The 12,197-nt window shown below is 53.5% G+C and carries 10 protein-coding genes; 2 read left to right on the forward strand and 8 right to left on the reverse strand.

Annotated elements, in window-relative coordinates:
• The 3 genes from lplT to UC14_RS25690 form a co-directional block, all read right to left on the reverse strand.
• Positions 1–1,052: lysophospholipid transporter LplT (gene lplT, locus UC14_RS25680; RefSeq protein WP_112198699.1), on the reverse strand; the 1,052-nt coding region annotated here is incomplete at its 3' end.
• Entirely contained in the window at positions 1,049–3,214 is a 2,166-nt protein-coding gene (gene aas, locus UC14_RS25685) for a bifunctional acyl-ACP--phospholipid O-acyltransferase/long-chain-fatty-acid--ACP ligase (RefSeq protein WP_112198700.1), read from the reverse strand. The genes lplT and aas, both read right to left, overlap by 4 nt.
• A gap of 357 nt (positions 3,215–3,571) precedes the next feature.
• Positions 3,572–5,830, reverse strand: coding sequence for a molybdopterin guanine dinucleotide-containing S/N-oxide reductase (locus tag UC14_RS25690; RefSeq protein ID WP_013574156.1), 2,259 nt, complete (start codon positions 5,828–5,830; stop codon positions 3,572–3,574).
• 252 nt (positions 5,831–6,082) lie between these two features.
• Here UC14_RS25690 and galR point away from each other — a divergent pair, with 252 nt between their 5' ends.
• Complete coding sequence (gene galR / locus UC14_RS25695) at positions 6,083–7,090, forward strand: HTH-type transcriptional regulator GalR (RefSeq protein WP_013574155.1); 1,008 nt, start codon at positions 6,083–6,085, stop codon at positions 7,088–7,090.
• Here the strand turns inward: galR and UC14_RS25700 are convergent.
• From UC14_RS25700 to UC14_RS25720, 5 genes are read right to left on the reverse strand one after another with little or no spacing between them, the layout of a single operon-like run.
• The gene (locus tag UC14_RS25700; protein ID WP_112198701.1) at positions 7,087–7,536 is read right to left on the reverse strand and encodes a GNAT family N-acetyltransferase; all 450 of its coding nucleotides are present in this window, start codon (positions 7,534–7,536) and stop codon (positions 7,087–7,089) included. The genes galR and UC14_RS25700 overlap by 4 nt on opposite strands.
• 5 nt (positions 7,537–7,541) lie before the next feature.
• A complete protein-coding gene (locus UC14_RS25705) occupies positions 7,542–8,315 on the reverse strand; it encodes an FCD domain-containing protein (protein ID WP_013574153.1) in 774 nt (257 codons plus the stop codon).
• A gap of 38 nt (positions 8,316–8,353) precedes the next feature.
• Positions 8,354–8,671, reverse strand: coding sequence for a PTS sugar transporter subunit IIB (locus UC14_RS25710; RefSeq protein ID WP_013574152.1), 318 nt, complete (start codon positions 8,669–8,671; stop codon positions 8,354–8,356).
• Positions 8,672–8,685: 14 nt separating this feature from the next.
• Positions 8,686–10,122, reverse strand: a complete 1,437-nt coding sequence (locus UC14_RS25715; protein ID WP_112198702.1) for a glycoside hydrolase family 1 protein — start codon at positions 10,120–10,122, stop codon at positions 8,686–8,688.
• 24 nt (positions 10,123–10,146) lie between these two features.
• Positions 10,147–11,490 (reverse strand): PTS sugar transporter subunit IIC, encoded by a 1,344-nt coding sequence (locus UC14_RS25720; RefSeq protein ID WP_013574150.1) that lies wholly within the window; start codon positions 11,488–11,490, stop codon positions 10,147–10,149.
• 277 nt (positions 11,491–11,767) lie between these two features.
• Here UC14_RS25720 and UC14_RS25725 point away from each other — a divergent pair, with 277 nt between their 5' ends.
• On the forward strand, positions 11,768–12,085 hold the full coding sequence (locus tag UC14_RS25725) for a PTS lactose/cellobiose transporter subunit IIA (protein WP_013574149.1): 318 nt from the start codon (positions 11,768–11,770) through the stop codon (positions 12,083–12,085).
• Positions 12,086–12,197 lie beyond the last annotated feature (112 nt).

Below are 12,197 nucleotides of genomic sequence, written 5' to 3' on the forward strand. Positions count from 1 at the left end.
CCCAGATTCTGTACGGCAATCGCGTTACCGGCACCGACAGAAATCTTACCGCGATGCTGCAACAGGGCATTCAGCGGGACCACAAAGAAGCCGCCTAAAATCCCCACCACCACCAGCACAATGTAAGAACTCAGCATGCTGGTTTGCAGCGCAAAGACCACCACGGCGATACCGATGGCGACACCTGCTGGCAGGCAGCGTTTCACGGTTTCCAGACGGATTAACTTCGCCGCCGCTCCCGCACCAAACACAATCCCGATCGCCACCATCGCATTCAGCAAGGTCGGGGTTTTGTTATCGGTGATGCCCAGCGCCACGGGAACCCACAGCACCAGCAGGAAACGCAGCGTCACGCCCGCGCCCCAGAACAAGCTGGTACCGACCAGCGAGAAGCGGGTTTCGCCATCCTGCCACAAGGTTTTGCAGGCAGAGAAAAATGTCCGGCTCATTTTTGCCGGATTCCATGACTGCCCCGGACGCGCCGGGTTCAGCTTCGGAATAAACCAGTTTGCCGCCACTGCCGCGCCATACGCCAGCACACAGATACCGAGCGCCGCCAGAATGCTCCAGTCAGCCAGTGCGCCACCGGCCACAGAACCCAGCAGGATCGCGGCAATAGTAGAGGCTTCCATCAGGCCATTGGCTTTCACCAGTTGTTCACCACTGGCGATCTCGCCCAGAATGCCGTATTTCGCCGGTGAATAAGCCGCAGCGCCAATGCCGACCAGCGTATAACCGAGGAACGGATTCATGCCCGCGCAAATCACCGCCGCGCCCGCCAATTTCAGCAGGTTAGCGACCATCATCACGCGGCCTTTGGAAAAACTGTCGGCAAACTGCCCGACAAACGGCGCGAGAATGATGTACGTCGCCACGAACGCCATTTGTAAAACGGGCTGGCTCCAGTCGGGATAAAGCTGTTGTTTGATCAGCGCCAGCGCGGCAAACAACAGCGCGTTATCACCGAAAGCCGACAGGAACTGCGCCACGATCACCGCCGTCATACTCTTTGACATCAACGGCCCTGCAGCTGCCTTTAAAGGCTGACTCATGCTTCACTCTCCGGGTTCTCTGCCATCTCGCGCAGGGTGACAAAATCGGGTTTACCGCTGCCGAGCAACGGTAACGCTTTAACGACGCGAATTTCACGCGGCACGGCCAGTTCCGGCAACCCCAGTTCACGGGCAGCTTTACTTAACGCATCACGACGTAATTCAGGATCGGTGGTGAACAGCACCAGTGCCTCGCCTTTGCTGGCATCACTGCGCGATGTCGCCGCATGCTGTTTATCGGGTGAAGCCTTGATCGCCAGTTGCTCGACACTTTCCAGCGAGACCATTTCTCCCGCCAGTTTGGCAAAACGCTTCACGCGACCACGGATGGCACAGAAACCTTTTTCATCCAGCGTGACGATATCACCGGTGTCATACCAGCCCGCCTGCATTTCACCTGCGGCATTCTCAGCCTGCGGAGTTTCCAGCACACCCGGATTTTCGACGCGCAGATAGCCTTTCATGATGTTCGGCCCGCGCAGTTGCAGACGTCCGCCCTCTTCAATGCCCGGCACGGTAATCAGACGAGACTCCATCCCCGGCAAAATCTTGCCGACGGTGTTTACTTTAGTCGCCATCGGTACGTTGATCGCCACCACCGGCGCACATTCGGTCACACCGTAGCCTTCGAGAATGCGGATACCAAATTTGTTCTGCCAGATTTCCTTGGTGCTTTCAGCCAGTTTTTCCGCACCGGCCACCACATACCGCAAGCGGGCAAAATCATACGGATGGGCAAAGCGGGCGTAATTGCCCAGGAACGTTGAAGTACCGAAAAGCACGGTACAGTTCTGGTCGTAGACCAGTTCGGGCACGATGCGGTAATGCAGCGGACTCGGATACAGGAACACGCGAGCGCCGGTAATCAGCGGCGTTAACAATCCGACGGTCAGGCCAAAGGCGTGGAACAGCGGCAGCGACGACATAAAGCGGTCACGCGGCGTGAAGTCCGCCACGGTACGGATTTGCTCGACGTTAGCCAGCAGGCTGGCGTGTGAATGCACCACACCTTTCGGATTGCCTTCAGAACCCGAAGTAAACAGCACCAGTGCTGCATCATCGGCTTTTTGCGGCAGCATCGCACGACGCGGGAAGATCAGATGGAACAGGATCCACAGCTTGTCCTGCATGGTCACCGTGTCTTTCAAATCTTCCAGATAGACCCAGTTCGCCTCTGGCACGTTCTCCGGCAGGTGCGTCAGTTTGCCTTTTTCAAGGAACTGGCGGGAGGTAATAATGGTTTTGATCTGCGCCGCTTTCATCGCGCTTTGCAACCCTTTGGCACCCGCAGTGTAGTTAAGCAACGCCGGAATACGGTTGCGCATTGACGCGCCAAACAGCGCCGCCGCCATGATCGTGGCATTTGGCAACAGCATCCCGACATGCTCACCTTCGCGGGTAAAACGTTGCAAAATGCGGCTCACGCCCAGGCATTTTTTCAGCAGTCCCTGATAGGTATCTTCTTTGAACGCGATATCAGCGATACAGGGTTTGCGACGGCCATAACGGGTTTGTGCAGACAACAACGCCTGATACAGCGTTTCCGGTTCGCGGGTATCCATACGTGCCTGCATCATAATTTTATGCAGTTGCTCACCGGCGAGAATGCGGCGGTCACGGGAACGCGGCGCATCCGGCATCGGAATGGTAGTCGGCGGCAAAAGATTGATGGTGACCTTCGGGAACCAGCGGATTTTAAAGCTGCCGAACAACCGGCCAAACGGCGTATATTCCGGCCCGTCTATGCGCACCGGAATGACGGTCGCCTGTGACTTCGCCGCCACAAAGGCCGCGCCGTCGTAAATCTTCATTAATGAACCGGTAACCGTAATGCGCCCTTCCGGAAACACAACTACCGGACGCCCTTTCTCCACCTCGCGGATCAAATGCTTGATCGCCATCGGTTTGGTGGGATCCAGCGGCATGAAGTCCACATAGGGTTTCAGCCAGCGCATAAACCAGCTGTCCGTGATGTTGGAATACACTGCAAATACCGGTTTGACCGGCAGGAAAAGCACCAGCAACATGCCGTCAATAAACGAGACATGGTTCGGCGTGAGGATTAAACGCGGGTAATTAAAATCGTTTCTCGCCGGGGTCACGGTAACCCGGAACATCAGGCGGAAGAGCCATCTGAACGCGGCGAAAAGAAAGTTATACATGTTTGCCATCTCCTTATGTGTCATCCCTGATCTTGAAGAAAAAGGTTGGGGAAACAGCATACTATAAGCCGCTGAAAAATGACGACAGTCAGAGAGAGTTTAGGAGGGAACTGATCGGTGTGCCGGAGTTGAGGCAAAAAAAAACCTACGCATCCGCGTAGGTTGGTGCAAATTTAATCGGTATCAACATGCAGAGCACGTTGATGATTCACCAATCAATACCTCTGGGACGTTCAATTTAGCTGTTTTGTACGAACCACAGCCAGCAGGCAATCGAAACATAATTCCGCAAAGTGTAACGAGTGGTGAAAATAGGCCCGATTTATCCTAAATCGGGCTAACTATTTAAAAACTACCTTAAACAGGTCCCACTTCGACCAGGCAACTCATGGCATTTGGCCCCTGCGTCAGACGCGACGTGCCGATATCCAGCGTCAGTACATTCGGGTTCCCCGCCTGCTCGGTTTCCTGCCATTGACCACCAAAGCCAGGATCAAACCAGGCGCCGGTCGACATCAGCACCACGCCACGCGTAATTCCGTCACTGAGTGACACCCCCGCCAGACAACTGCCACGCGCATTGTGCACTTTCACCCGGTCTCCCTCCTTGAGCTGACGGCTGAGAGCATCTTCCGGATGCATAAACAACGTTTCCTTACCGGCGGTTTTGTTCGACTGCGCCAGCGGCGACTGATCAAGCTGGCTGTGCAGACGATCTTTTGGCTGAATGGAAATCAGGTGCAGCGGCCACTGTTTGGCACTTTCCGCGCCCAGCCATTCTACCGGCGGCTGCCACTCCGGGTGCGGCGCGAAATCGTCATAACCGTAACCCGCGATGGTTTCGGAGAACAGTTCGATTTTGCCGCTGTGGGTCCCCAGCGGATTAGCACGCGGGCTTTTACGGAATTCCTCAAAGAACACGTAATCTTTTTCCGGTACCGGCAGTTCAACAAAACCGCGCTCCCAGAAGGTTTCAAAGTCAGGCCATTCAACGCCGGTGCCTTTCTGCGCTTCGCCACACTGACGGTAAATATGGCGCAACCATTGATCTTCATTACGCCCCTGCGTGAACTGCTCGCGGTAACCGAGACGGTCAGCAATGTCAGCGAAAATATCAAAATCGTTACGCGCCTGATGTTGTGGTGCAACAGCCTGATGCATCGCCAGCACGAAGCGGTCGCGTGACGATCCGCCGATATCATTACGTTCCAGCGAGGTCGTCGCGGGCAGCACGATATCCGCCATCTGCGCCGCTGGCGTCCAGACGTTATCCTGCACAATCACGGTGTCCGGCTTCTGCCAGCCTTCGACCAGACGGTTCAGTTGCTGATGATGGTGGAACGGATTACCGCCCGCCCAGTGCACCAGGTGAATATCGGGATAATTCAGCGTTTCGCCCTGGAATTCATACGGCTGGCCGGGATTGAGCAGCATGTCACTGATACGCGCCACGGGGATCGACAAACCAGAAGGATTCGGCCCGGCACTGACGGCAGGCCCCGGCGTGTCATAACGCGGATTACCCACGCTGTTCATCGAGCCGTGACCGAAGGAGAATCCGCCCCCCGGCAAACCGACCTGCCCGAGCATGGCGGAAATGGCGATCATCATCCAGTAAGGCTGCTCGCCACGGTGAGCACGCTGTACAGAATAAGAACAGGTGATAAAGCTGCGTACACCGATCAGATCATCTGCCAGACGCGCAATACGCTCAGCCGGTACGCCGGTAATGTGGCTTGCCCAGTCAGGGGTTTTCGGGATGCCGTCAGTGTCGCCGCGCAGATAGGCGGCAAGCTGCGGATAACCGACGCAATGGCTGGTCAGAAACGCCTCGTCCTGCGCTTCTTTGCGCTGAATCTCAAACGCGACGGCCATCATCAGCGCCGCATCGGTGTTCGGGCGGATCGGGATCCACTCTGCATTCACGAATTCCGGACAGTCGTCGCGCATCGGGCTGATGTTAATGACGCGGGTGCCTTTTTTCGCCAACTGTTCCAGCGCCGGTTTCAGGGTATGTTCCACCGCGCCGCCGGACGCCACTTGCGCATTTTTCAGCGCCAGACCGCCAAATGCCACCAGAATGTCAGCGTGTTCGACCACACTTGGCCACGAGGTCACGCGTCCGGTCAGCGGGGTAAACGTGCCGATAACGTACGGCAGGAAAAATTGCGCCGAGCCCCAGCTATAGTTGCCCTGCTGATCCACCCCGCCGCCACCGGTGAAATAAAAACGACGCACCAGAGAACGGGCGTGATGCAAACGTCCGGCCGATGACCAGCCGTAAGAGCCGTTGAAAATGCCGGAAGCGCCGTAGCGATCACGCACGCGTTTATTCTCTTCGGCCACCAGATCCAGCGCCAGATCCCAGTCCACTTCGACAAAATCTTCGCGGCCCCGCAGCGAACGATCGCTGTTTTCGCGATGTTTCAGCCACGAGCGGCGCACGGCCGGTTTGCGGATACGTTTGTCGGAATAGACCAGCGGCGCAATGGAATCGAGCAGAGGTGAGGGATCGGCATCCGCCTTATAAGGTTCACAACGGATTAAGCGGCCATCTTCCACCACAGCGGTATATGCGCCCCAGTGGGCCAGTTGCGGATAGCGTTTTATCGACATAATTTCTATTTTTCTCAGCGCAGATAAATGACTTTAAAAATACCATTCACTGCGCTGACACTTCAAAGAACAAATAATCTTAATAAAACGCATTTCCACCCTATCGCACTGGGATTTCGGTTAATCACCACGATCTTTTCCCGTTACATCGCGCTTACATCAAAAAGTTGCGATCAGCATCCTTGCAGCCACTGGTCTTTTCCGCAAAACTGGTCAGTGTAAACGATTACCCTCACGGAAAACGGAAGTGTTATGGCAACGATTAAGGATGTAGCAAAACTGGCAGGCGTATCGGTTGCGACCGTTTCACGCGTGATAAACCATTCCCCGAAAGCCAGCGACAGCTCGCGGGAAGCCGTACAGAACGCCATGCAGCATCTGCAATATCATCCGAATGCCAACGCCCGCGCCCTCGCCCAACAGGCAACCGAAACGCTGGGGCTGATCGTGGCCGACGTTTCTGATCCGTTTTTTGGCGCGATGGTCAAAGCGGTCGAACAGGTGGCCTACGCCACCGGCAATTTTCTGCTGATTGGTAACGGTTATCACAACGTTGAAAAAGAGCGTCAGGCCATTGAGCAGTTGATCCGCCACCGCTGTGCGGCGTTAGTGGTTCACGCCAAAATGCTGCCAGAAGATGAGCTGACCAGCCTGATGCAGCAAATCCCCGGAATGGTGCTGATTAACCGCACGTTGCCGGGTTTTGAACAACGCTGTATTGCACTCGATGACCGCTACGGTTCCTGGCTGGCGACGCGCCACCTCATTCAGGCCGGCCATCAGCGCATCGCGATTTTATGTTCCAACCACGGCATTTCCGATGCCAGCGACCGGCTTCAGGGCTATATCGACGCCCTCACCGAACACAACATTCCGGTGGATGACAAGCTGATTGCCTACGCGGAACCGGATGAAATCGGTGGTGAAAAAGCCATGGCGGATTTACTGGGATTGGGCAAAGGATTTACGGCAGTGACCTGCTACAACGACCCGATGGCTGCCGGTGCATTATCGGTATTAAGCGATAACAGTATTGATGTGCCGGGCGAAATTTCGCTGATTGGCTTTGATGATGTGCTGATTTCACGCTATCTGCGCCCGCGTCTGACCACCGTACGTTATCCGGTGGTGGCAATGGCGAATCAGGCAGCGCAACTGGCGTTAGCGCTGGCAAACGGTCAGCCGTTACCGGAAACAACCCATATGTTCAGCCCGACGCTGGTACGTCGTCACTCGGTGAGCGGCCCGGCAAACAGCTAAAGATGTTGATGGAAAAGATGCACCGGCTTATCCGGATAATCCAGCGCATCGCCGATATATTTCCAGCCAAAACGTTCGTAATAGCCGGTGAATTCGGCATACAAATACAACTCACAAAAGCCGCTGCGGCGGCTCTGTTCCAGTACAAATGCCTGTAACTGCTGCCCCAGCCCGCACGAACGGAAATTTTCATCCACGTATAACGCCGCCAGCCACGGGGTAAGATCCTGACGGCTGATTAAATCACAGCGCCACAGGCCCACGGTTCCTGCCAGCCTGTCGCCTTCGAGTGCGATAAATGTTTGCGGTAAGTCCGCGCCGGACAGGCTGCTTCGCACCACGCTGGCAAAAAACTCCCGGCTGTTTTCGCTGCCAAATGCCTGCCAAAGCCAGTCTGTGACCGCGTCCTGAAATTCAGGCCGTTCACTCAGATTAATAATCTTCATCGTGTTCAGACCATCTTTCCCTGAAAAATCGGCACAGATTCAAACAGATAGCCGTCAAACTCCGGCGCATCCACATCCGACAATTCCATCAGCGTATTTTTCACATTTTCCATGTGCTGCCACATCGCCTGATACGAGCCCATGACGTCGCGGCGGCGCAGTGCGGCCAAAATATTCTGATGATCAGCCAGCCATTTCAGGCGGTAACCGCGGGTAGCAATATGGCTGTGTAACTGTTTCCACAGCGGGCTGGAATCCCGGTGCATCCAGATATTTTTCACCGAATCGAGCAGCATCTGGTTTTGTGTCGCACCGGCAATCAGCAGGTGGAACAGCCGGTCGTTATCACCGCTTTCGTCGTTAGCCACGATGGCGATTTGTTCCTGCTCCAGCGTGCGGCGCAGATTTTCGATATCCGCTTTGGTGGCCATTTTGGCGGCAAACGCGGCAATATTGCTTTCGAGCAACTGCCGCGCCTGTAAGATTTCAAAGGGGCCAATCTGCCCCTGATACAACAGTTCGTCTTCGCCTTCTTCCTGAGAAGGAATGCGGATCACGTACACGCCGGAACCCTGACGGATATCCACCGTGCCCTCCAGTTCCAGCATCAGTAAGGCTTCGCGCACAATCGTCCGGCTGACGCCGTAGTTTTCCGCCATATTGCGTTCGGGCGGCAGGCGGGATCCCACGGCGAAATGCCCTTGCTTGATTTGCTCACGCAGGTCATGCCCGATTTCCTGATACTGCTTTCTGTCCTGCGAAACCACACCTTTTTCCACACAATCACCCTGATGCAAAAAACAAAAAAGACCGGATGTTACTGTATCAGAGATAATGCCTGATCCAGCACTTTTGCACCGTTTAACGTGCCGTAAGCCACCATGTCGATCACCGCAATCGGAATGCCGTGTTCATCGGTCAGCTTTTTATTCTCCGCCAGTTTAAAACGCACCTGCGGCCCGAGCAGCACGGCGACAATATCGCGGCCATAGGCTTCAAGCTCGTCACGCAGATTGTTTTCAGGGATCGCGTAGATCTGATATTCCAGCCCCCGCGCAGTAACTTCTTTTTCCATTTTGGTGACCACTAGTGACGTGGACATCCCTGCCGAACAAGCTAAAACGATTCGTTTCATAGTGTTTCCTTAGGTTATTTTTCCTGGTCATCGAGCGTTAAAGACAACACACCGCTTTCACTGAGTGATTTAAACCAGTGAGAGGATTTCTTCTGACGGCGATCACGATTGTTATCAAGATCAATTTCGATCAGCCCGTAACGATTTTTAAAGGCGTTCATTGGCGAGACATTATCGGTAAAGGCCCAGAGCATATATCCCTGACAATTGGCGCCGTCTTCCCGCGCTTTTAATGTCCAGTAAAGATGCTCGGCAATAAATTCAATACGATAGTTGTCCTGAATTTCCCCGCTGACGGCATCGCGAAACTGGCCTTCATTTTCGATACCCATGCCGTTTTCAGCCACAAACCACGAAATATTTCCGTATTCCGTTTTAATGCGCATCGCCATGTCATAAATAATTTTCGGATAGATTTCCCAGCCACGCGATTTATTCATCCGGCGTCCGGGCAATTCGAAATGTTCGTAGTAATACGCCGGATGGAATGGCGTGTCTTTATTCCATTCGCGGGACGGTGCTTTCACCCGGTGCGGGTAATAAAGATTAATACCCACTTCATCCACGGTGTTATTACGGATAACCGCCAGTTCCGCTTCTGTATAATCGAAATGTGCGCCGTGCTTTTCCAGTAGCTCCAGCAATTCCTGCGGATATTCCCCGTTGATCATCGGGTCTAAAAATACGCGGTTATAGAATAAATCGTATAAATGCGCCGCCTTTTGGTCATGCGCCGCCGATGAACGGGCGTACGTCACTTCCGGATTTAAAATCACCCCGACGGTGCCTTCGGCGTGATATTTTTTGCGATGGAACAGTTCGACCACTCTGGCGGTTGCCAGCACTTTGTGGTGATTCCACTGCATCCATTTCGCGGTGTTTTGCTCGAACGGCCAGCGGATCGCATCCAGATACACGCGGGTTTGCACCACCACCGGTTCGTTGAAGGTAAACCAGCGGCGGACTTTTCCGGCATACCGTTCGAAGACTTTCTCTGCATACAACACAAACAGATCGACGACTTTTTTCGAGCTCCAGCCATCGTATTTTTCGATCAGAAACGCCGGTAATTCGTAGTGTTCCAGACACAGCATCGGCTCGATACCGTTACGTTTCATCTCATCGAGCAGATCGTCGATATATGCCGCGTACTCTTCATCGACCGTACCCAACTCATAGTCGGTGAAAAAGCGCGACCAGTTAACTGACGTGCGGTAATGACTCAGCCCGCTGGCTTTCATCAGCGCCACATCTTCTTTGTAGCGGTTGATGAAATCGGTGGCTTTCGCCGGGCCGTAACCGTTGTGCCAGACATGGCGGTTATTTTTGTACCAGAGATCCAGATACGAATCCTGCCCGTCTTTTTTGCCGCTCCAGCCTTCGGTCTGCCACGCAGAGGCGGCGGCACCGAGAATAAATCCGTCAGGAATGGCGATTGAAACCTTACTCATAACATCCCTCATTTTCCGAATAATTTACGCCGTGGCAGCCTGTTTCTGGCTCTGCTGCATGGCTTCAAGCTGAGCCTGATCGGCACGACGCGCCGCGACTTTCACAAACGGCAGATAAATCAGTACCGCCACCACAATGCAGCCAATCTGGGTAAACACCGCGCCCATCGATCCGGCCGTTGACAGCCAGGCGTTGATAATCGGCGGTGTGGTCCACGGCACCATCACCACCGCGCGTCCGGCGAATCCGAGGCTGGTGGCAAAATAGCCGATGGTGCCGGTGATCAGCGGCGTGATGATGAACGGGATAGCCAGGATCGGGTTGAGCATAATCGGCATACCGAAAATCACCGGTTCATTGATGTTGAAGAAACTTGGCCCGAGGGACAGTTTGGCGATTTCGCGCATCTCTTTGCGGCGGGTAGCGATCATCACCGCCAGCAACAAACCGATGGTACAACCCGAGCCTCCGATGCTCATATATACATCCCAGAACGGCATGGTGATGATGTTTGGCACCTCATGACCCTGCTCAAACGCGGTCATGTTAACCATGATGGCGCCGAGCAACAGCGGTTCGCGAATCGGTTTAATCATCTGGTTGCCATGAATACCAATCACCCAGAACAGCTGCGCGACAAACATCAGCAGCAGAATGCCCGGCAGACTTTGCATCACCGATTCCAGCGGACGCTGAATCACCTGATACACCGCATCGTACAGATACATGCCGGTGACGCGGTGGAATACAAAGCCGAAGGTAGCGACGAGCACCACGGTAATAATGGCGGGAATTAACGCCGAGAATGACGCCGACACATTGGGCGGTACGCTCTCAGGCATCTTTATACGCAGGCCGTTAACCCGTTCCAGACGGGAATAAATCTCCACCGACAGAATGGCAATAAACATGCCGAGGAACAGACTTTTAGTATCGGAGAATTGTTTTGCCAGCACATCTTTCACTTCCTGCATCTGGCCGTTAACCATCATATCGACGGTGGTTGGCGTCACGGCAATAAAACAAATCACTGCCAGCAGGCCGGGAAATAACGAACGTGAGCCGTTAATTTTCCCGAGTTCGATACCAATTAAAAACACCGCACCGATGGTCAGAAAACTGAGCGTGGCGTAGTTAATACTGCTCATGATCGGTTTGAGGGTGGCCAGCCAGGAGAACATTTCAAAATGCGCTAATCCGTTTTTCGGATCCATCACCATATTTGAAATTAAAACTGAGAATGCCCCCACAATAATAACGGGCATTAACGTGATAAAAGACGCCTTAATAGCCATGATGTATCGGAAGCTATTAAAGGTGTTGGCGAATCCCCCCAGAGAATCGATAAAGCGGTCTTTCAGTGACATGACAGCACCTCATTTTCTTTTTTCTATACTTCACAGGTGTTGATTTCGTCTTCACCTTTTATATTGAATGAGGAATAAAGGTGTCGTACGAAGCAGGGTCAGATTCCGGTTCTGTAAATCATCCTGTCGGCCATATTTCGGGAATAATTTCGTAATGTGGCATGCCAAAAAATAGCGGAATACGAATTAATTTCTGTGACAGCGTTCTCACATGTGAATATTGGAATTCCAATATGATGATTTCACCCCTTTCTGGTATACCAATTTGGAGTTTTCGATGGAATTCGATCTGGAACAAACGGTGATGGAGTTATTGATCAACGCCGGAGAAGCACGATCTAACGCCATGATGGCGATTCAGCATGCACGTAAAAAAGAATGGGAACAGGCTGATGCGATGCTGAAAGCCTCGGACGACGCGGCGCGTGTTGCGCACAAAGTACAGACGCAACTGATTGGCCTGGATGAAGGCGTGGGGAAAATTCCGGTGAATCTGATCATGGTGCACTCGCAGGATCATCTGATGACCGCCATGCTGTGCCGTGATCTGGCAGAAGAAATCGTGTTACTGAGAAAAGAGATGTTTGATAAGTAAACTTTCTCCCCTGCGAAGGGGAGGATTGGGGTGGGGTATTAAGGTCAAAAACAAAATTCAAAGTGTGCTTTAACTCATTGCTTTGTATTTAAAACCCCCTCCCCGCCTCCCC

The sequence above is a fragment of the Rahnella sp. NRRL B-41462 genome, assembly GCF_003263525.1.
Lineage (GTDB): Bacteria > Pseudomonadota > Gammaproteobacteria > Enterobacterales > Enterobacteriaceae > Rahnella > Rahnella aceris.